This is a genomic window from Alteromonas sp. ABH4_457, from assembly GCF_056160625.1.
Genome location: NZ_JBSWXN010000006.1, coordinates 494,600 through 517,784 on the forward strand (window position 1 = coordinate 494,600; position 23,185 = coordinate 517,784).

General features: G+C 48.6%; 13 protein-coding genes. All 13 read right to left on the minus strand.

What is annotated here, in order from left to right; all coding sequences use genetic code 11:
- Positions 1–11: 11 nt before the first annotated feature.
- Positions 12–1,937: an ATP-binding cassette ATPase Uup gene (gene uup / locus ACXAGR_RS17565; protein WP_474851572.1), complete on the minus strand. Its 1,926-nt coding sequence runs from the start codon at positions 1,935–1,937 to the stop codon at positions 12–14.
- The gene (locus ACXAGR_RS17570) at positions 1,934–2,167 is read right to left on the minus strand and encodes a glutaredoxin family protein (RefSeq protein ID WP_119503391.1); all 234 of its coding nucleotides are present in this window, start codon (positions 2,165–2,167) and stop codon (positions 1,934–1,936) included. Before ACXAGR_RS17570 ends, uup begins: the two co-directional genes overlap by 4 nt.
- Positions 2,164–4,263 (minus strand): bifunctional 23S rRNA (guanine(2069)-N(7))-methyltransferase RlmK/23S rRNA (guanine(2445)-N(2))-methyltransferase RlmL, encoded by a 2,100-nt coding sequence (rlmKL, locus tag ACXAGR_RS17575; RefSeq protein WP_474851574.1) that lies wholly within the window; start codon positions 4,261–4,263, stop codon positions 2,164–2,166. The genes ACXAGR_RS17570 and rlmKL overlap by 4 nt, the downstream gene beginning before the upstream one ends.
- 69 nt (positions 4,264–4,332) lie before the next feature.
- A complete protein-coding gene (gene pyrD, locus ACXAGR_RS17580) occupies positions 4,333–5,340 on the minus strand; it encodes a quinone-dependent dihydroorotate dehydrogenase (protein ID WP_119501362.1) in 1,008 nt (335 codons plus the stop codon).
- A 62-nt stretch (positions 5,341–5,402) separates the two neighbouring features.
- Positions 5,403–10,241, minus strand: coding sequence for an NAD-glutamate dehydrogenase (locus ACXAGR_RS17585; RefSeq protein ID WP_474851576.1), 4,839 nt, complete (start codon positions 10,239–10,241; stop codon positions 5,403–5,405).
- A gap of 174 nt (positions 10,242–10,415) precedes the next feature.
- Positions 10,416–12,743: an efflux RND transporter permease subunit gene (locus ACXAGR_RS17590; protein ID WP_474844188.1), complete on the minus strand. Its 2,328-nt coding sequence runs from the start codon at positions 12,741–12,743 to the stop codon at positions 10,416–10,418.
- A 9-nt stretch (positions 12,744–12,752) separates the two neighbouring features.
- Positions 12,753–13,784 carry a WD40/YVTN/BNR-like repeat-containing protein gene (locus tag ACXAGR_RS17595; protein ID WP_474851578.1) on the minus strand — a complete coding sequence of 344 codons (1,032 nt, stop codon included), beginning with the start codon at positions 13,782–13,784 and terminating at the stop codon, positions 12,753–12,755.
- A gap of 72 nt (positions 13,785–13,856) precedes the next feature.
- Positions 13,857–15,218 carry a DUF1329 domain-containing protein gene (locus ACXAGR_RS17600; protein WP_474844186.1) on the minus strand — a complete coding sequence of 454 codons (1,362 nt, stop codon included), beginning with the start codon at positions 15,216–15,218 and terminating at the stop codon, positions 13,857–13,859.
- 10 nt (positions 15,219–15,228) lie between these two features.
- Positions 15,229–17,289 (minus strand): DUF1302 domain-containing protein, encoded by a 2,061-nt coding sequence (locus ACXAGR_RS17605; RefSeq protein WP_474844185.1) that lies wholly within the window; start codon positions 17,287–17,289, stop codon positions 15,229–15,231.
- 202 nt (positions 17,290–17,491) lie between these two features.
- The gene (locus tag ACXAGR_RS17610; protein ID WP_474844184.1) at positions 17,492–17,719 is read right to left on the minus strand and encodes a DUF2835 family protein; all 228 of its coding nucleotides are present in this window, start codon (positions 17,717–17,719) and stop codon (positions 17,492–17,494) included.
- Complete coding sequence (pepN, locus tag ACXAGR_RS17615; RefSeq protein ID WP_474851580.1) at positions 17,712–20,306, minus strand: aminopeptidase N; 2,595 nt, start codon at positions 20,304–20,306, stop codon at positions 17,712–17,714. The genes ACXAGR_RS17610 and pepN overlap by 8 nt, the downstream gene beginning before the upstream one ends.
- 22 nt (positions 20,307–20,328) lie before the next feature.
- Entirely contained in the window at positions 20,329–21,804 is a 1,476-nt protein-coding gene (gene nhaC / locus ACXAGR_RS17620) for a Na+/H+ antiporter NhaC (protein WP_119501354.1), read from the minus strand.
- Between the two features lie 14 nt (positions 21,805–21,818).
- A complete protein-coding gene (locus ACXAGR_RS17625) occupies positions 21,819–23,153 on the minus strand; it encodes a sodium-dependent transporter (protein WP_474851582.1) in 1,335 nt (444 codons plus the stop codon).
- Positions 23,154–23,185 lie beyond the last annotated feature (32 nt).

A 23,185-nucleotide genomic window follows, 5' to 3' on the forward strand; every position in this document is an offset into this window, starting at 1 on the left:
TATAATCCTAATTACTGCTGAGTGTCTTCCAGCATGCTTTCCAGTTCATCCCAGCGCGCATATTTCCGGGATAGGGTTTCTTCTGTTTCTGATAACGTGGCCAGAGTTGCGGCTGTGCTGTCGGCAGTTTGTTTAAAAAACTCAGGATCATTCACTTGTTCCTGTAATTCTGCTAACGCGGTTTCCAGCGTTTCTATCTCTGCAGGCAGAGAATCCAGTTCACGTTGATCTTTATATGATAACTTTTTCGTCTTGCGTACTGAAGACTTTGGCTTAGGACTGTCAGAAACCGGTTTAGTTTCATCTTTTACCTTTGCCTCTGCAGTTTTCTGTGCTGCATTTTGCTTATACCAGCTCTCCACATCTGTGAAGCCGCCGATAAATTCTTTGAGCTCACCTTCGCCTTCAAACACCAGGCAACTGTTAGCGACGTTATCCACAAACTCACGGTCGTGGCTGACAAGTAATACCGTGCCTTCATATTCATTCAGCAGGGTTTCCAGCATTTCCAGCGTCTCAACGTCCAGGTCGTTGGTCGGTTCGTCGAGCACCAGTAAGTTACTGGGTTTCAGCATCAGCTTTGCCAGCATCAGACGGTTTTTCTCACCACCTGACAGAGATTTTACCGGGGCATTCACCCGCTCCGGGGTAAATAAATAGTCCTGCAGATAACTGATCACATGTCTGGGGTGGCCATTTACCATCAAATCACGCTTTCCGTCACCGACAGCGTCAATGACTGACTTCTCAAGTTCCAGGCCGTGGCGATGCTGATCAAAATACGCGACTTCCAGATTAACGCCCTGGCGGACGTTTCCGGATTGCGGAGCCAGTTCACCCAGCAACAACTTGATAAGAGTAGATTTGCCACTACCGTTCGGGCCGATGAGCGCTAATTTATCACCCCTTAACAGGTTTAGGGTAAGGTTTTTAACAATGGCTTTCTCGCCGTAGCTGTAACTGGCGTCAGTTACCTCGAACACCATTTTACCTGAGCGGGAACCGGCATGTTGTGCTACAACGGCATTGCCCTGGGTCTCGCGACGGGCTTTACGGGTTTCACGAAGCTTTTTAAGTGCCCTTACTCTGCCCTCATTACGGGTCCTGCGGGCTTTAATGCCCTGACGGATCCACACTTCTTCCTGAGCGAGTTTCTTATCAAACTCTGCATTCTGAGCAGCCTCGATATCCAGATCCTGCTGTTTCTTTTCCAGGTAGGTGGCATAGTTACCGGGGTAACTGGTCAGCGAACCGCGGTCGAGATCCACAATACGGGTTGCCATGTTGCGAATGAATGCACGATCGTGACTGATAAAAACGATTGCACCGCGGAACGCCGTTAAGCTTTGTTCCAGCCAGCGAATCATTTCAATATCAAGGTGATTAGTCGGCTCATCAAGAAGTAATAAGTCGGGCTGACGCACCAGCGCTCTGGCCAGTGCCGCTTTTCTTCTCCAGCCACCGGACAGCGTGGACAAAGACATGTCCGCATCCAGTTTCAGCATGGTAAGGGTTTGTTCTATTTGCTGCTCGAATTGCCAGGCATCACGGCTTTCGAGCGCTTCCTGCAGGTGTTGCAGTTTATTCAAGTTAGCTTCGGAAGGATCATCCGACACCTTACGGGTCTGATGAAAATACTGCTTAAGAATATCGCCCACATCGGCAAGCCCTTCGGCCACATAGTCAAACAGTGAGATATCAACAGTTTGCGGAGGATCCTGTTCGAGTCTCGCAACAATGGTTTTACTGTCGATAATACGCTGCCCGTCGTCAGCGATAATGTCTCCGGCCAGAACTTTCATAAGCGTGGATTTTCCACTGCCATTTCGTCCGACCAGGCACACCCGTTCTCCGGGTTGAACCACTAATTCAACGCCATCCAGTAATGGCGGATTACCGTAGATAACGGTGATGTTTTTTAACTGAATTACACTCATGATAAAAAGGATTCTGCCTGTTCTACGTCAAAAGGCCAGCCAAGTTCGGCACCGGTATCCATGCGTTTGATCACAGGAATACGGACTGCATACAGATGATACAGGTTTGCGTCGTCGCGGATGTTACATTTTGTAATGTCCAGCAAAGGCGCCTGGTGAGTTTGTGCCAGCACATCACTGGCAAGATCACATAAATGACAACCCGGTCCTGTATAAAACGCTAATTTCACTTCTTCAACGTCCAGCATTGGTGAATATTTGCATGACGGGCGAAATCTTCCGGAATAGTCTTTGCGGTAATATCTTCAATGTCTTTATATCCGGCTCCGGCTAACGCATCAGTATCAAGTTTGAAGCCCCGGCGGTTATTCGAAAACATCACTTCACCGCCATCATTCAAACAACGGAACGCATCTTTCAGCAAAGCAACGTGGTCGCGCTGAACATCAAAGGTATCCTGCATACGTTTTGAATTTGAAAACGAAGGCGGATCGATAAAAATAAAATCGTATTTGCCGGGGTGTGTTTTGAGCCACGTCGTACAATCTGCCTGAATAAAGGCATTGGCGCCTTTCACTTTATTCAGTGTCATATTGTCTTTCGCCCAGTCCAGATAGGTTTTCGACATATCGACAGTAGTCACAGAACGGGCACCACCCAATGCAGCATGCACAGAGACACTGCCAGTATATGAAAACAGGTTCAGAACATCTTTATTTTTCACCCGTTGTGACACCAGTTTACGGGTGTCACGGTGATCCAGAAATAATCCTGTATCAAGATAATCTGTCAGGTTAACCAGCAGTTTCGCACCGTTTTCATAAACAGTCAGCCGATCACCTTTCTGATCCATTTTTTCGTACTGGTTTTTACCCTTCTGCTGACTGCGCACTTTTAACGCAATTTGCTTCGGGTTTGTGCCAGTTACTGCCGGCAAATGCAACAGCACTTCCTGTAAGCGGCGACGTGCTTTGTCTTCAGAAATTGTTTTCGGTGGCGCATATTCCTGCACAACAAGCCAGTCACCATACACATCAATAGCCACATTGTAATCAGGCAAATCGGCGTCATAAATACGGTAACAGTTGGTGTCCTGTTGCTTTACCCAACTTTTCAGCTTTTTAAGATTCTTTTTCAGCCGGTTAGCGAATTCGTGATTCACCCCGTCTGACCCAAATTGCCGGCAGTTGTCTTCATCCATGACATAATTAACCAGCCGGCATTCCAGCTTACCGTTATTCATGCCGTAGTCTTTTGACGAGCGCAGTTTCATCATTCGCAATAAATCGCGGTTGCTGCTGAGCAGGGACACATGCCAGCCTGACCAGGCCGCTTTCAACTGCTTACCCAGTTCTGAAAAGGTCGGGATAAGGTCTGTGAGTTCGCCGAGCCGTTCGCCATAAGGCGGGTTACTCACCAGATAACCGGCTTCTTTAACCCGAGGTTCAGCTTTCAGTGCATCGCAGCTATCAAAATGAATGTCTTTAAATACACCGGCCTGATCGGCATTCGTGCGGGCAATATTGATGAGTTTACGGTCAATATCTGTAGCAGTAATACGAATATCACAGGGCTTTTGTGCTGCCAGAGCATCATCGTTAATCTTGTCCCACAGAGGCTGGTTATGTTGCAACCAGCGACTGAAGCCCCAGTAACTGCGTTTGATGCCGGGAGCAATATTTCTGACAATGTAAGCTGCTTCAATAGCGATGGTGCCCGAACCACAGAACAGATCCGTGAGCGGTTTATCTGTGTTTGCTGTCCAGCCTGAGCGGATCAGCATGGCGCATGCCACGTGTTCTTTTAACGGTGCCTCACCGGTTTTCGAACGGTAAGCTCTCTGGTGAAGACTGTTTCCGGACATATCCAGGCCGATGACCACATTGTCCCGGTGTACGCGGGCCCAGATAGGAAAATCTGAAAATTTCTTTTCTACAGACGGCCGTTGATCTAACTCTTCCATAAACTGATCAACAATGGCGTCTTTTATTCGCACAGCACCGAACTGAGAATTTTTAATGGCATGGTTGGTGCCGTTGAACTGTACACTCAGCGTGTCACTGGCCCGCAGGTGTTGCTGCCAGTCAACGGATGAAGCGGTATCGTATAAAGATTCTGCTGAGTCACACTTTCCTTCGGCCAGCACCCAGATAACACGGTTCGCCAGCCTGGACCATAAACAAACGGTATAGGCCTGTTCAAGGGTGCCGGTAAACGTTACTGTGCCGGGCGATAAGCGACAAGCAGTATCAGGACAAAGCGCTTCAATTTCAGCTTTTAACAGCTCATCCAGACCACGGCTGGTTGTAACAATAATTTGATTCATAACACTCATAGAAACTGCACACGTTCTGCACCCGCGCAGTGATTAAAAATAATCGAAGTAAAAGGGCTTTTACAGCGCCTTTACGATGTTTTTCACTAGTGACGGCCCCTGATAGATAAACGCCGAATAAACCTGTACCAGCGAAGCGCCGGCGGCGAGCCGGTCTTTTGCAGTCTGCGCGTCATGAATACCGCCCACGCCGATGATAGGAATTGCGCGGTCCAGTGCAGCAGACAATTTGCGTGTCACATCCAGACTCATTTCCGTCAGAACATCACCACTTAAACCGCCAGCTTCATCAGCGTGTTTCAGTCCCTGAACACTGTCACGGCTTAGCGTGGTATTTGTAGCAATCACTCCGTCCATTTTACTGTTGATCAGTGAACGGGCGATGCTTTCAATTTCATTATCCGCCAGATCCGGCGCGATTTTGATGAACAGGGGCACATATTTACCATGTGACTGACAAAGCTTTTCCTGTGCATCCTTCAGACCGTTAAGCAGTTTATCCAGTGCTTCGCCATACTGAAGATTACGCAGTCCAGGCGTATTGGGAGATGAAATATTCACTGTCACGTAGCTGGCGTAAGGATACACTTTGTTCAGACAAATGAGGTAATCATCAATGGCATTAGCTTCTTCGGTATCTTTGTTTTTACCGATGTTAATTCCCACCGGCCCTTCGAAACGGGACGCTTTTACCTGACTGACCAGATGATCCACACCGTGGTTATTAAAACCCATGCGGTTAATGATAGCGTGCTTTTCAGGCAGACGGAAAATACGGGGCTTGGGGTTACCCGGTTGGGGACGGGGGGTTACTGTACCGACTTCTACGAATCCGAAGCCCATGCTGCCAAAGGCATCAATACATTCGCCGTTTTTATCCAGACCGGCAGCCAGACCTACCGCATTTGGAAATGTGATCCCGGCAACTTTTACCGGCTTACTGATAGTTTCATTACTGTACAGTAATTTCAGCGGCGTATGCTGGGTTCTGTGCAGCCACTTGATGGCAAAATCGTGGCTTTTTTCGGGCTCGCACTGGAGCAAAATTTTCTGGGCGATGGATTGCATGGTCTTTCTCTAAGAAAAAGCCCTGTCAAAACAGGGCTTCGTCGTTTCTGAATAGGCGTATTCTAATGGCTAGACTTGGCGCTTAAAAGCATCAATTCACGTAAAGCCACAGAAAATTTCGCAAATTCATGTGTAGAGCTGGTTTTGAACTCTGACATCATGTGATACCAGCGTTTCAGCAGAGCCTGATTATTGTCCATCCAGCTTTGCAGAATTTCGTCGGCATCTTTGCTGTCAGGACGCGACTGTAACAAGTTCAGCGTAATGGAGCGCTGTTGCCAGTCAAGCTCTTCACGGTAGGATGCTCTTGCCAGGGCCTGCCAGTGGTTACTGACGTTCTGGTTGGTAATTTGCGCCAGGAACCAGTGCAGTTCAAGTTTCGCGCCCAACTGGAAGTACAGCTTGGCAATGACAGACGTATCATGGCTGTCTGTTTCATCAATTTGCGCCAGGTCGAGACTGGAGAACAGATTCGAGAAACTGGACACTTGTGTGGCAATATCTTCCGGTACACCTTTATCAACCAGTTTCGCCGCCTCTTTCTGCAAGGAAGCATATTCATCAGCGACCAGATAATTTTGCATGTTACTGGCAAGGTTATCAAAGGTACCGCGGTAAGCTTCAATCGCAGAATGAATACCCAGAGATTTATTGCCGTGACGGATATACCAGCGCGCAGTGCGGCGCATAATACGACGGGCACTCTCCAGAATTCTCAGTTGCAGATCAGCGTCGATGACATTGTCCAGCGCTTCAACTTTGCGCCAGAGCGGATCGATATTGAAAATACCTTTCACCACCGCGTAAGCATCAGCAATTTCATCCACCGTTGCACCGGTCTCTTCCTGCATACGGAACACGAAATTCAGGCCCATATCGTTGACAATGTTATTGGTCAACTTAGTCGCGATAATTTCGCCACGTAGCGGATGCTGCTCCATCTGCTCAGGATACTTGTCACGCAGTACCGGCGGGAAAGCATTGACCAGCAGTTTACCATGATACGGATTCTCCGTGATCTCCGGAATATTAAACGCGTCTTTGAGTACCATTTTGCCGTAAGCAATCAGCACACTCAGTTCCGGACGGGTAAGTCCCCGGTCTTTCGCCACGCGGTCTGAAATTTCATCATCGGTAGGAATAAATTCCAGTTCGCGGTTAAGACGTCCTTCACGCTCCAGACCATGGATGAACCGCAGCTGCTCTTTAAGTTGCGACACGCCTGCCCGTTCTGTAATGGAAATCGACTGGGTCTGACGATAGCAATCTTCCAGCACGATTTTGGCCACATCATCGGTCATGTCGTAAAGCAGTTTGTTTCGCTGTTTAACGGTTAAATCACCATTACTCACCAGACTGTTAAGCAAAATTTTAATGTTAACTTCATTGTCTGAGCAGTCCACACCGCCAACGTTATCAATAAAGTCGGTATTCACGCGGCCGCCGTTTGCGGCATATTCCACACGGCCAAGCTGCGTCAAACCCAGGTTACCGCCCTCGCCTACAATTTTCGCCTTAACGTCTTTACCGTTAACACGTAAATCATCATTGGCACGGTCGCCCACTTCAGCATGAGACTCTTTAGTACTCTTAATATAAGTACCGATACCACCGTTCCAGATCAAATCGACGGGCATTTTGAGGATATTATGAATAAGCTCGTTCGGCGTCATCGTCACCTGACGGGTGCCCAGCCATTTTTTCATTTCCGGTGTAAGCTTTATGGACTTACTCGCACGGCTGAAGATACCACCGCCTTTCGAAATCAGCTTACTGTCATAGTCTTCCCAGCTTAATCCCGGGTTTTCAAACAGGCGCTTACGCTCTTCCCAGGTGGAAGCTGCATCCGGATCAGGATCGAAGAAAATGTGCAGGTGGTTAAACGCAGCAATTAACCGGGTGTGTTTTGACAGCAACATACCGTTACCGAATACATCACCGGCCATGTCACCTACACCCACCGCAGTAAAATCTGTCGTCTGACAATCGATACCCACTTCACGGAAATGGCGTTTAACCGATTCCCATGCACCACGGGCCGTAATCCCCATTTTCTTATGGTCGTAGCCCACACTGCCGCCGGAAGCAAAAGCGTCACCCAGCCAGAAGTTATATTCTTCAGAAATGCCGTTTGCGATATCTGAGAACGTGGCCGTGCCTTTATCAGCGGCAACAACCAGATACGGGTCGTCTTCGTCGAGGCGTACCACATCTTTTGGTGGCACAACTTCGCCGTTTACAATGTTATCTGTGATGTCCAGCAGGCTGCGGATAAAAGTACGGTAGCACGCCTGACCTTCTGCCTGGAATGCCGCTCTTCCGCCTGTTGTTGGCAGTTTTTTGCAGACAAAACCACCTTTTGCGCCCACAGGCACAATAACGGTATTTTTAACTTGCTGGGCCTTCACCAAACCAAGGATCTCAGTACGGAAATCTTCCTGACGGTCAGACCAACGCAGACCACCCCGCGCCACTTTGCCGCCCCGTAAATGCACACCTTCCACACGGGGACTGTACACAAAGATTTCAAATTTAGGCAGTGGCAGCGGCATTTCCGGAATCATTTCCGGCATCAGCTTGAACGATACATACGGCTTTTCGTTGCCGGCATCGTCGCTCTGGTAGAAGTTAGTGCGGAGTGTCGCCAGCATCATATCCAGATAACGACGGATGATCCGGTCGTCGTCCAGGTTGCTGACGTTATCCAGCGCTACTTTGATTGAATCAAGCAGCGCTTCTTCTTTTTTCTTACTGCGCTTTTTAAACGGGTCGAAACGTATGTCAAAAAACTCCACCAGTTTCTTAGCAATGTCAGGATAGGCAGACAGCGTATTGGCAATGTAATCGCGGCTGAAAGAGCTGCCTGTCTGACGCATATATTTTGCGTAGGCACGGAGAATGGTCACTTTACGACCGGTCATGCCGGCACCCAGGATCAGGCGGTTAAAGGCATCATCTTCCAGTGTGTTTGCCCACACCTTGGCAAACGCATCCTGAAACAACGCCTGCGCCTGCTCCATGTCCAGGTCTTTACCGGACTTATGAAGCATGGTGAAGTCCATTACCCAGTTCAGCGACGAATCGGCGCAATTGACTTTGTACGGACTTTCATCGATAACGCGCAAGCCGAAATTTTCCAGCATAGGTAACACGTCAGACAGGTGAATAGGCTCTGCTCGGTGGAACAGTTTCAGTTTCACAACCTGACTGTCAGCACTTTCTTCCTGCGGACGGTAAAACAACATATCCAGTGTATGGTCATCACTCAGTAATTCGAGTTTTTCCATATCAATCAGGGCAGCGCTGGGCAGGTTCTGTTCCATATAACTGCGGGAAAAAGCATTGGTATACTTGCGTTCCAGTGCTTTACCTGATGCTTCACCATGGGCTGCCCTTATGGCAGATGCCAGACGGTCATTCCAGGTTTTGGTGAGCTCAATGATGTTTTGCTCGATTTCCTTCACATCGTATTCCACATTGTTGTTTTTGACGCGGGCGATATAGTGCGTTCTGGCGTACACAGATTCAGAGAAGAACGTCGTAAATTCGATTTCTTCGTCAGTGCCAAATGAGCGCTGCAGCAAGTTCTGGGTATCTTTACGCAACTGGGTGTTGTAGCGCTCTCTGGGCACAAACACCATACAGGAAATAAAGCGGCCAAATACATCCTTGCGAACGAACAACCGGGTAATGCCCCGCTCCTGCATCTGGAAGATACCCATAATGATTTGGGCCATTTCCGCAGCAGGTGTTTGCAACAACTCATCCCGTGGATAAGTTTCAATAATGTTCACGAACGCTTTGTATGCGTGGGTACCCGGCTCATAGCCGGATAACGTACAGATTTCTTTAATTTTTGACGCCAGCACCGGCACTTCAGTGGCACTTGAGTTATAGAAAGAAGCACTGAACAGACCGAGGAAACGGTGTTCACCGACAACAGCACCTTCGCTGTTAAAAACCTTCACACCCACATAATCCATATAGGCAGGACGATGTACCCGTGAGCGTGAATTGGTTTTAGTCAGCATCAGCGGATTCTGACTCAAGGCTTCAGCCCGCGCAGACGACGGTAAATTAGAAATCAGACGCTCACGATCGCTGACAGACTTTTTCATCAGCCCCAGGCTGCTGTCATTATCAGGGATCCAGCGGTAATCACCTTCAATGGCACGGGCGTCATAATAACGGTAGCCCATCATGGTGAAATTATGATCAGCCAGCCAGCTTAAAAACTGCAGAGTCTGGGCTTTCTTATCGGCATCTACCGGCCAGTTGTGTTTGTCAGCATCTTTAATAACGGTTGCCAGCTTGCCCGACATTGACTGCCAGTCTTCAACCGCAAGGGAGACTTCATCAACCACTGAACGAAGTTCTTTGGTAAGTTTATCAATGTCTTTTTTCGCGGTCTGTCTGTCGATTTCAATCAGCAGCACGGTTTCTTTAACTGCCGCTTTGGTTTTCTTGCCACTTTCGTAAAAAGCTTCCACCTGCCCTTTATCGCCACGTTTCAGCCAGATGGGGCTGTGCAACATGAGATGAGAAGTAATATTCAGGCGGTTCAGCGACATGCGCACGGAATCAACCAGAAACGGCATGTCCCGCACGATAATTTCAACGATAGTATGGCTTGAATGCCATCCATGTTTGGCGATTTCAGGATTGAAAACCCGGATATACGGTGACGACGGATCGAACGAGGAAAACTCGTTCCACAAACTTAATGTAGCCCCGTAGAGGTCGCTGTCGTTGCGATCTTCCAGGTCATCATTAGAAATTGTCTGGAAAAGATGTTGGCCGAATTGTTTAACCAGCGCATTTTGCTGCGCATCGACTTTCTTTTCGATGAGTGAGAAAACATTATCAAGCAGCACCGACTGCCGCTGTGAGGTGACTGTCATGGTTTAACCTTTATTAGTCGTAAGTGCACAGAATCCTTACCTATTTTCGCTAATCTCCGTCCTTATTGAAAGAGGAGTTTTAACGCTTTATTAACAGCATAGATAACTATGCAGAAAACGCATAAAAAAAAGGGCCAAACGGCCCTTTTTTGTAGTTACTTATGCAAAAATATTTTATGCATCAGGGGCGTTTTTACTTAACCAGAGGAATCTGGACAGTGCCGGCAGCACAATAATCGCGCCCAGCATGTTCACAAGGAACATAAATGTCAGCAAAATACCCATATCCATCTGGAATTTCAGTGAGGAAAACACCCAGGTGCTCACACCAACTGCCAGTGTGATCCCCGTGAAGAGTACTGCACTTCCCCGCTCTTTCAGTGCATCCAGGTAAGCCTGTTGCACTGTCTCACCGGATTTGAGTTTATGACTCATGGTAGAAAGTATGTAGATACCATAATCCACACCAATGCCAACACCCAGTGCGATTACTGGTAGTGTAGACACGGTCAGCCCGATTTGCAGGAAAGTCATCAGTGCCTGTGCCAGCACCGACACCACATAAAGTGGCAGTACGACAGACAAAGTCGCTCTGACAGAACGGAAGCTTATCAGGCAAAGTACAATAACCGCACCAAACACGTATACCATCATCGGGCCCTGAGCCGCTTCCACGGCTTCATTAGTCGCCGCCATTACGCCTACAGGTCCGGAGGCCAGTTTGAACTTCATGTCGTCGGTTTCATATTCTTTACGGAATGCTTTCACAGCATCAACCACGTGAGAAATAGTTTCAGCTTTGTGATCTTCCATAAACAAAATGACCGGCATTACCGAACAGTCTCCGTTTAATAAACCGGACGAAGTAGGTACCAGCGAAATATCCTGCGCCAGAGTCTGCTGATTCCGGGGCAATACCTGCCATTTGATATTGCCTTCGTTGTAACCGGCATTGACGCCTTTTGCCACTGACGCCAGCGAGACAGCCGATTGCACACCTTTAACGTTAGTCATCTTCCACTGAAAGTCGTCCATTGCACGCATAACACCGTACGATGTGCAGGCTTCCGGCGTGGTTTCTACTACCACCGACAGATAATCAACGGTCACCGAGTATTTGTCGGTGATCAGGAAAGTATCCTGGTTATAGCGGGAACTCTCCTGTAAAGACGGCGCACCGGCATGTAAGTCACCTATCTTCATTTGCTGAGATTGTATCAAGCCGAAAATGAATAAGGCAGTCGTCACAGCCATGATGATAATGGCCGGTTTTCTACGGGTGCAGGCTGCAATCGCATTCCAGAAAGCAGTGTTCCGTTGTTCCTTTTTATTGAACTGCTGAACATATTTGTCATCCAGATTCAGGAAGCTCATCAGTACCGGCAGCAAAATAAGGTTGGTCAGAATAATGACGGCGACCCCCATGCTGGCAGTAATGGCCAGTTCCCGGATAATGCCGATATCAATAACCAGTAAAGTCATGAAACCTACTGTATCGGAAAGCAGAGCAATACCGCCGGGTACAAGTAAAGCGCGGAATGCACTCATGGCTGCATGTTGCGCGCCCATGCCTGCAACCACCTTTTTCTCCACAGCGTTAATCATCTGCACGCCGTGACTCACACCAATGGCAAATACCAGGAAAGGCACCAGTATTGACATAGGATCAAGACCGAATCCCAGCACAGTCAGTAAGCCCAACTGCCAGACAACAGCTACCACAGAGCAAACTAAGGGCAACAGCGTCATCATGATACTGCGGGAGAAGAAGTAAACCATTACAGCAGTGATAGCAAGGGCTATGGCGAAGAAAAGCACCACGTCTTTTGCGCCATTTGCCACATCACCAATCATTTTGGAAAAGCCGATGATATGGATGCTGACCTTATCCGATTCAAACTGGCCTCTGACCTGTTGTTCCAGGTCATCTGCGACTTTGAGCATATCCAGCGGAGCGCCGGTTTTCGGGTCCAAATCAAGTAACTGCGCAGTCACCATGGCACAACTGTAATCGTTGGATACCTGGCGGCCAACAATTTTAGCCTTTTCCACATTGGTAGCGACCTGCTCCAGTGCTGCCGGCCGTGATGAATCGAAATCCGCAGGGATAACCGGCCCGCCGGAAAAACCCCCTTCCACAATTTCAGTAAAACGGGTAGACGGGGCAAACAGGCTGACAACCAGCGAACGGTCCACACCGTTGATAAAAAACAACGCATCATGGACTTGTTGCAATGTGTCCATAAAGTGCTGGTTATAAATATTCCCGCTGGTATCACACACAGAAACCAGTACGCTGTTAGCACCACCGAAATCACTGCGGTGAGCCATGTAGGTTTTCATGTATTCATGATTAAGCGGCACATTTTTTTCGAAACCGGCGTCCAGATGCATCATCGACGCCTGATAGCCAAGATACACTGTGGCCAGCAGAAAGAGCCCGACTACAACTTTCCGGTATCCGAAAATTAGTCTTTCTAAAAGCGAGGTAAAACTTGCCATGTCAGTGTTTTAATCCATATCCAGTTGTTTGATACCATTCGCCGTGACAGCGATAAGATGACCGTTAAATCGTGCAACGCTGACGATGCTGGCTTTGTCCTTAAGTTGTTCGCGGCTGAGACCGTCAACCGGCTCACAACTGTCTGCTGGCCCCCAGGGATCGAACTCTCTTGTTTCCAGCGATGCCGGTACTGAAATCATTATCCCGTTATTGCCGAACAGGCGTACACGCTCACCGGCCGGTAAAATCTTATTCAGCGAACCTGCCAGGCAGGTCGGTACGTTTTCCCACTCACCTGCCCCGCGACGGACAAAGGTGTGTCCCCGCAGGCCGGCGATGACGATTGTGTCATCTGCTGTCTCAGCAACGTCCAGAAAAGACCCTTCATAGGTGGTATCCATACGGGTCCATGTTTCTCCCATATTGTCACTCATGGCGACCAGGCCTGCTTCACCGACAAGGTAAAGGGTTTCTCCGACCTGCTCCAGTTTATTCAGGTGAGGCAAAATAGCGCGGAGTTCCTCTTCGTAGTATTCCGGTGTATCCCGCTTTACTTCATCAAGATATTCCTGATCGTAGGGATTGAGTAACGTAGCGTGCAGCTCCCTGTTCCAGGTTTTACCGCCATCACGGGTGCGGAAGAATAAACCGTAAGCCCCCGCAGCGACACCATGCTGATGATCAAAAAAAAGTATATCGAGAAAGGGCTTTTCCAGCTCAGGGGCAGACATTTGCACTGTCCACGTAGTGCCACGGTCGGATGAATGCAATATGGTTGCATCATGCCCGGCCACCCATACATCGTCGCCAACAATATCCACCGCTGTCAGGGTAGCAGTGACAGGTACAGCCTGCTGAACGAAGTTTTCGCCGTCTGATGACGTCAGAATATGGCCTCTTTCCCCGGCCACAACAACGTAGTCTGCGGTATCGATATCGAGCAGTACTGATTTCGTTACCAGCGGAGCCTGATAAGCTTCCTGAGCCTGGACAGAAAACAGTGCCGACAACGCGATAATCGCCGCCAGAGTGCTTTTCATAAGTCTTATTATCCTAATAGCGCAGAACAATACAAAAACGGTTGGCACTGCCAACCGTTTGATTCTGTAGAATTAACGGCCTTCCCGTCTGAGAGCCTGAGATGTGAATTCGGCTTCACGTGGCTGGATAGTGAAATCATACATTTTTTCTTCGTTATCCAGACCAATTGCCAGGTAACGACGGGAATTCAAATCATGATACACATCCAGTGTAGACCATTGGGTCGGCACATCATAGTAGTTCACACCGTACGTCATCGCGACGCGGTACAACTCACCATTCTTGTCGTACATGTCTGCTTCCTGAATCTGCCAGCTGTCTTCATCAAGGAAGAAAACACGTTTCTGGTAAATGTGACGCAAGCCCTCTTTTAAGGTTGCCTCAACCACCCATACACGGTGCTTTTCCCAGCGGGTCAGATCCGGATTGATGTGGTTAGGTTGCAGAATGTCTTCATACTTCACCTGATCGCTGTGCAACTTGTAGTTGTTGTAGGCAACGTACATTTCTTTCTTGCCCTTCAGCTCCCAGTTGTAACGGTCAGGAGAACCATTGTACATATCGAAGTCGTCTGTAGTACGCAGACCATCGGCCTCGGTTCCGGGTGTGTCATAAGCAATTTGCGGAACACGGTTCAGACGTTTACGACCCGTATTATACTTCCACGCTTCACGGGGCTCTTTCACCTGGTCTACGGTTTCCTTAACCAGAAGAATATCGCCGGCAAGGCGGGCTGGCTCAGTGATTTTCTGTTTGAAGAAGAACAGAATATTATCTTCTTCAAGTTCTTCCGGCTTCGCATTTTCATTGGAATATTTGATCAGCAGTTTCTCGTCAAAACCAATGAGATTGTAATCACCGGATGATGTTACAGCAGCCTGACCGCCAAAACGCTGAACAGCCTGACCGCGATAACGCAGAATGTGATTCCAGATTGCTTCCAGACCATTTTGCGGTACAGGGAACGGAATGCCCGTTGCCGCACCTTTGATACCGTTTCCGGATTCAATCAGTGATGCACGGGTTGCGTTTGCTTTGGTCGCATCATAAACAAACTGAGGGTTAGACGCTGAGCGGCGGCTTTCATAAACCGGCATACGGTATGTATCCGGATAGGTTTCGAACAGCTTTTTCTGACCGTCAGACAGAAAATCCGCATACTCTTTATAATTTTGACCTGTGATCTCAAACAATACCTGATCACCCGGATAAGGGTCCGGATGATGGTCACCTGCAGAGTAACCGGCCGGTGCGGCTGTTATCCCGCCGGTATAAGCCGGAATGCTGCCATCAGCATTGGCAGCAGCCTCACCACCCAGTGGTGTCAGGCTGTTACCCAATTTATCGGCTTCTGCCTGAGACACTGCCGCCATGGCTGTAGATGACAGCGCTACCGATAACGCAGCAGCAATAAGACCTGCTTTTCTTAACATACGATACCCCTTAAATCGAATACTTGATGTTGAAAGATACAAAATCACGATCTGACAGCTGGTTTGTTGTACCCACACCACCCCAGAATGCACTGTAAGATGCAGTGGCTGACCAGCTGCTCAGATAATTAAAGGTAAATGCCAGACTGGCTGATTTTGAATCTTCGAGGAAAACATACAACGGATCGGGTGTTGTCCCTTTCACATCATGTGAGAACGTTGCACGGGTTTGCATATTTACGCCTGAGAACACGTTGTTGAAATCAGCAACGGCCAGTAAACGGTAGCCCCAGGCATCATCTGTAGCAAACGGGTTTGTTTCAGGTCCGTTTGATAAACCTGTGTGTAAACCAACACGTGGATTGCCGTCTGCTGTAGGTTCAAGTGACGGCGTTCTGCCTGTACCGGGTGCGTTCAGACGCAATACTGAAGGGTCCGGAAAATCGACGATATTTACATAGCCAACTTCACCCAGAACAATCAGGTTATCTGTACCCAGTGCCGGACCAAATACCTGAGACAAGGTAAACTGAGCCTGCCAGGTATCTGAAAATACAAAACCTTCAGCTGTTTCACCCGGTCCCACTGCCCGGCCGATGTTGTTTAACTGAGAAATACCGGATAAGTCAGGACGGTAGCCTGTGTTAGCAAGCTGTTCCGGCATACCCATGTAGAGCAATTCTACATCGTCGATTTGTAACGGTTCATCAACACGGTAAGCAAATTCACCGGCCAGAGCCCAGCTCTCAATGTTGGTGTTGAAGCTGAAACCGTACAGTTGAATGTCTTCGGGATAATAGAACTTCGCTTCAGTGAACGCTTCCAGCTGAGTAATGTTATCTTTAGTGATTTCTGTGGTCGCCAGCATAGCCAGATCTGACGCAATACCTTCCTGCGAGAAATCAGACGTAATACCGGAAATCAGCGGACGCTGACTGTGATAATTAATGTGGTAGAAACTGAGTTCACTGTCGTTCAGCAGTTCTGAGAACCAGGTCAGACGAATACCGTATTGGCCCTGATCATCTGCATCTTCATGAGCAGCGTCTGAATAACCGCGAACCGCCACTTTTGTGGGATAAGCCAGATATGCCTGCCCGATTGTGGATGCATCAGCACCTGCACGCAAAGCAGAACCCAGCCCATTTAATGAGCTTAACAGGAAATCCAGGTCTATATCCGGGTTACCGGTAAAGCCGAGCTGAATATTGTTTGCCTGACCACCCTCACCGGCAAAATCGTTTGTCGCGAAATAGCTGCCGGCAACCGGTAACCAGCTGCGCTCCCAGCGATACTGGTAATAGGCCGACAAACTGACCGTGTCAGTCAGACCCAGAGACGCATACACCATACCCACAGGAATAAACACTTCTTTTAATTCAGCACCCGGAGCACGGGCGCGGTTCACATCCACGGGGTTAGTGGTATTGATACCGTGCTGGATAAACGTACTCTCACCCCAGCTGATCACCTGATCACCTACACGGATAGAGAATGGTTTATCATCAATCCAGAAATCACCGTAGAAATACGCATCCAGGATACGGAAATCTTTACAGAGTAAATCATCAGCTTCCGGGGCTGCACATAAATCGGGTGTTCTGCCGGTGATGGGGTTCGCGGCGACGTTGTCGTTATCGTTCTGAACAAAATCATAGAACCAGAAGGCGCGGGTAAAGAAACCCCAGTCACCCATGTTAATGTCTAAATCGTGGTTACCGGAAATCTGGGTAGAAAAGGCTTTACCCGGATCCCAGGACAAATCTCCCTGGTCATTATTTGATGAATAATCACCGTTCGCCTGCGCCCAGACATCAGCAGGCTGATAAATCACATTCGTTGCAGCGTTATAACCGGACCAGTCAAACTGGGGATGGTTGCTGTTACCGATTAATTTATAGTCTCTGTCTTCAGCACGGATACTGGTCGCCAGCGTAAACGTGGAATCCAGTGATACTGAAACATCTCCAAATTGCCAGTTTGCGGCTAAAGCCGGAGAGGCGGCACCAAGTAAGGCAATGATACCAGCGGCAACTGGTGTCTTTTTAAATGTGCTATGCCTAATTGTCATAGTTTTTATTCTCCTGATCCAGCGCATACGATAACAGGTAGCGACGCGCAGACGTGTGACCAACCAAGGTAGTTAACAAAATGATTACATCATTTTCCCTGTTTCGCAAGAACTAATCGTACCAGTTAACACTAGTAATAACATTTTTCCTTTCAACTAGTTATTGAACAAAAGTGGCAAAATCGCCAGTTTTTAGCTGAAATTATCTTAATCGCTCGAAGGATTTTATTTTATTTTCGGGGCTGACGAGGAGCCGGAACCGGCCGGTAAGACCGCGGCTGTCGACGAAGGGACGAAGCCGGCTTACAGGTATTTGTACCCTTTTGCCGGATTCTGAAGTGAGTACAGCAGAGGCGCCGGCGCTTTCATAAAACGCCTGACACCGGCTGTAGGATAAGGAGAGAGTAAAAAAATAGGTAGTATCAGTCACGTTTTTCGTAGGCCAGACTCTTACTGACTTTTTCAAACACGTCTTTACTTAAACCTTCATGGTTCAGCAACCGTTGCAACTGGGCTTTCATGAGTTGCTGGTGCACCGGCGCATAATTTTGCCACTGTGTAAGTGGTGTAACGATGCGTGAAGCCACCTGAGGGTTCTGTTTATCAAGTTCAATCAGATAATTGGTTACGTATTCATAACCGCTGCCGTCTTCAGAGTGAAAACCGGTGGAATTGTAAAAAGCAAAACTACCGATAAGTGAGCGGACCCGGTTCGGATTACCGATACTGAACTGAGGGTGCGACTTAAGCATGGTGATGTGTGCCAGAATATCTTCCCGCTCAGTGGTAGCGTGCAAAGCGAACCATTTGTCCAGCACCAGAGGTTCTTTCTCCCAGCGCTGACCGAACCGGGTCATTAAGTCACTGAAGAGTTCCCCGTCACAGATTTGCGCAGCCTTTAACGATGCCAGAGCATCAGTCATATTGTCGGCACTGTCGTATTGTGCCCGTATCAGCGATGCGCCATGAGATGTTCGGGCAAGATGGCCGAGTACCACATTCTTGCAACGGCGGGCATTCACATTACGCTGATCGTAGACGTAGTCCGTGGTTTCGATAGCCTGCCACACAGCAATCAGTCCGTCATGTAACGCGTCAGCAAACTGCTGGCAGAATGCTTCTCTGGCTGCACACAGTGCCTTAACGTTTATCTGGCTGCGGCTCTGACACAAGGTTTCAAAACTGGGCACCGATAAACACTCGCCAAGCAGCTCATGATTAGCCTTTTCATCATGTAACACTTCACGCAGATAATCCCAAACCGTATCGGGGATGGCTGCGCCCTGCTCTATTTCACCGATACACCAGTCGTAAAGCGACTGCATGGCATCCCAGCGATTAAACGGATCATCAGCAAAACGGAAAATCTGCAGTAATTCTCTGGCAGATAAAGGGTTATCTACCCGCACTGGCGCAGAGAAATTCCCCAGCACAACGGGTAAACAGGACTCAGGAACATCCGAAAAAGTCAGAGACACTGATGGCTTGTCCACGATCACCAGTCCATTCTGTACCAGGCTTTCATCATCGCTGTACTGATGACCATTGTCGTCAATACATTCAAACGCCACAGGAATATACAGGGGCTGTTTTTCTGCCTGATCTGCCGTCGGCGGTGTGTGCTGTGACAGCGTAATGTGCAAAGTACGCTTCTGTTTGTCATAAACCCGTTCAACGGCCAGGACCGGTGTACCGGACTGACTGTACCAGCGTGCGAAATGACTGAGATCTTTTTCTGTTGCAGTCTGCATAGCTGCAACAAAATCGTCGCAGGTAACTGCCTGACCATCGTGACGCCGGAAATACTCATCCATGCCCTTTCGGAAGCCCTCAGGGCCGAGAAGCGTATGGAACATGCGGATCACTTCAGCGCCTTTATCGTATACCGTCACTGTGTAGAAGTTATTCATTTCAATCACTTCATCAGGACGGATAGGATGGCTCATCGCACTGGCATCTTCAGCAAACTGATGTTCCCGCATCACACGTACATGCTTTATCCGGTTGCTTAGCGCTGAAGTCATGTCGGCGCTGAATTGCTGATCACGGAAAACAGTGAGACCTTCTTTCAGGCTCAGCTGGAACCAGTCACGGCAGGTGACGCGGTTGCCGGTCCAGTTGTGGAAATATTCGTGGGCGATGACAGATTCTACGTTGAAAAAGTCGTCGTCAGTGGCACTGTCCTGATCCGCCAGTACAAATTTGCTGTTGAAGATATTCAGGCCTTTGTTTTCCATGGCGCCCATATTGAAGAAATCCACGGCGACAATCATGTAGATATCGAGATCGTATTCCAGACCAAAAGTGTCTTCGTCCCACTTCATCGCCCGTTTCAGAGATTCCAGAGCAAAATGACCCCGTTCACGCTTACCTTTATCCACATACAGCTCAAGCTTAACGTCGCGGCCGCTGGTGGTCCGGTAAGTGTCTTCAAGTAAATCAAAATCACCGGCCACTAACGCAAACAGATAGCTGGGTTTAGGATGAGGATCTTCCCAGGTAACCCAGTGAGTCCCGTCGGCTTCTTCCCCTGAATCCACAGGATTACCATTTGCCAGTAACGTGGGATATTGCTTTTTATCGCCGCTGACAGTGACGGTATATTTCGCCAGTACATCGGGGCGGTCAGTGAAATAAGTAATGCGGCGGAAGCCTTCTGCCTCGCACTGTGTACAAAATACGCCATCAGAAAGATACAGGCCATCCAGTGCCTGATTGTTTTGCGGGTCTGTTTCTGTCTCGATGACCAGTTCAAAACTGTCAGGTACATCTTTCAGTAGTAATCCGGCATCCTGTAAATCATAGGCAGTATAAGGCTGCCCGTTAACGCTTACAGAATGTAAAGTGAGTTTTTCGCCATCAAGGAACAGAGGTTCATTGTGATTCCCTGCTCTTTCTACTGTGGATTTCGTTGTAATACGTGTGGCGACAGGATGCAGTTTTACATCCATGATTACCCGTGAAATGGTAAAAAGCGGCGGCTGGTAGTCCAGCCGGCGTTTTGCATTGACGCTCATAAGTACTCCTTAAAAAAGAAAGTTATGCGCGCTCCCCGTCGTCCTCTTTGCGCTCGAAGGGAGGGTCCAGGCGAAGAATTTTGATGCCCAGATACGCATAAATAATCGCGAGGACAGGATTAATTACGTTAAAGAAAGTATAGAAGATGTATTCAAACGGATGCACCATTAATACGCCCTGCATGTAAGCACCACAGGTGTTCCAGGGAATTAACGGTGATGTCAGTGTGCCGCCGTCTTCAAGGCTGCGGGACAGGTTAAGCTGGTTCAGTCCGCGCTTTTCAAATTCCTGTTTGTACATACGGCCGGGCATAACAATCGACATATACTGATCAGCCGTTACCAGATTTGTACCCAGGCAGGTAAGAATCGTCCGGCTGATCATGTCACCGGCAGACTTCGCACCATGAAGAATTGCACTCACTGCCCGCTTAAGCAGGCCAACCCGCTCAAGTACGGCACCAAATGACATCGCGCAGATAATCAGCCAGATAGTATTCAGCATTGATGACATACCACCACGGCTTAGCAGCGCATTTAAGTTTTCATCCGGCGTGGAAAAACTGACACCGTCGAACAATGCAGTCCACACCACTTTCAGCGTACCGATGGCCGGAGAATCCTGCGCGTCCGCCATGCCGGCGACCACATCGCCCTGAAACACCACGGCCCAGATACCACCAAGCAGCGCACCGATGGATACCGCCGGAAATGCCGGCATTTTCTTCACCGCCAGCGTCAGTAACACGACCAGCGGAATGAGCAGATACCAGCCCAGAGAAAATGATTCACCCAATAATGTCTGCATTTGCTCGATGCGCTCAAGAGAAGCTGCATCGGACTCACTGAAGCCAAGGATAACAAACAGGATTAAAGCAATAATAAAGCTGGGGATCGTTGTCCAGAGCATGTAGCGGATATGTTCAAATAAATCCGTTCCCGCCACTGCCGGTGCCAGATTCGTTGTTTCTGAAAGAGGTGAAATTTTATCGCCAAAATACGCGCCGGAAACAACAGCGCCTGCTGTAATTGCTGCCGACATATCCATTCCGGATGCCACCCCCATCAGGGCAACACCGACAGTGGCCGCTGTGGTCCACGAACTGCCGATACTCATTGCCACTACAGCACAAATCAGACAGCTTGCAGCATAGAAGAAAGACGGGTTAAGTAGCTCAAGCCCGTAATAAATGAGTGTGGGAACGGTACCGGCCAGCATCCAGGTGCCGATCAGTGAGCCTACTGCCAGCAAAATCAGGCAGGCGCCCAGTGACATGGAGATCCCTTTAACGATGCCGGCTTCGATTTCCTTCCAGCTATGGCCATTTTTCATGCCGATGATAGCAGCGAGGCCGGTACCCAGTAACAGAGCAATCTGGTTAGGACCAAAAGATGAATTGTCGGAGAACAGATAAACCGCACTGCCCATCATGATGACCAGTGCAACAATAGGAATAAGCGCATCCGTCAGTGACGGGTCTTTAATCGTTTTATTCATTGTAGTTATTACTCTTATAAGACAGAACGGACGAACATAAGCAGGATGACTACCGGACAAACAAATTTCACATACCAGGGCCAGATTTTCCAGAACAGACTGTGTTCTGCATCAGCAAAACCTTCTTTCAGTTCCGTCAGAATAGCATCTCTGCGCCAGACCCATCCGGCAAACAGACACAATGCAAATCCGAGCAGAGGCTGACTGTACTGGGTAGTCGCAGCAATGACCAGGCCAAACAGACTTTCAAAATTAAGAATGATGATACAACTGGCAGCAAAAATCAGTGCAGCCATGATCCATACAGCACGGCTTCGGGGCTGTTTGCGGTTCTCAACCAGATAAGCAACAGGCACTTCCAGCATAGAAATTGAAGACGTTACAGAAGCAATAACCATCAGGGCAAAGAACGCCACGGACACCAGTACACCGACAGGGCCGATAGACTCAAACAGGGCCGGCAATACATTGAATATCAATTGGTCCCCGTCCATTAACGCGCCGGTTTCAGTAAAAATTTCTACACCATTATTCAGCGCCACATACATAGCAGGAATGATGAGCATACCGGCAATAATTGCTACACCGATATCAACCAGTGCAACCCATGCACCTATTGAGGGCAGATTTTCCTGCTTAGACAGATAAGAACCGTAAACCAGCATAGTACCGACCCCTAAAGACATAGAGAAAAAGGCCTGCCCCATGGCGCTGATTAATAAGTCCGGATCGAGAATGCGTGAGAAATCAGGTAAGAGATAGGCTGCCCAGCCTTCACCGGCCCCGGGTTGAAAGCTTACATAGACAATCAATGCCAGGATGATCACAACCAATGTCGGCATTAAACGCACTGACCATTTTTCAATGCCTGACTTTACCCCGCCCAATACGATAGAAGCAGTCAGTAACATAAACAGGCCGCAAAAAATCATATTGCGGCTGTCAGAGAACCCCATCAGCCAGACTGAAGTCTCTTCAAGACCAGCGGTTTGCACAATGCCGTCAGCGAAATAAGCCAGCATCCAGCCACCGACTATGCCGTAGAACGCCAGAATCATGGATACAGTGACACAGCCCCACAGGCCGGTAAGCGTACCGGAAACATTACCTGAGATATTCGTCAGCGCGTCCACCATGTTCGCACGGTTGGAACGGCCAATAATGAGTTCAGCCATCAATACCGGATAAGCCAGTACGAACGCTAAAAGAAGATAAACAAGTACAAATGCTGCGCCGCCGTTAGTGGCGACTTGCGTGGGAAAGCCCCAGATATTTCCGAGACCGACGGCGGAACCGGCAGCAGCCAGTATGAATCCGATCCGTGATGAAAATTCACCTCGCATTGCCATGGATGTATTCCCTTTATTATTGTTTTAATCGT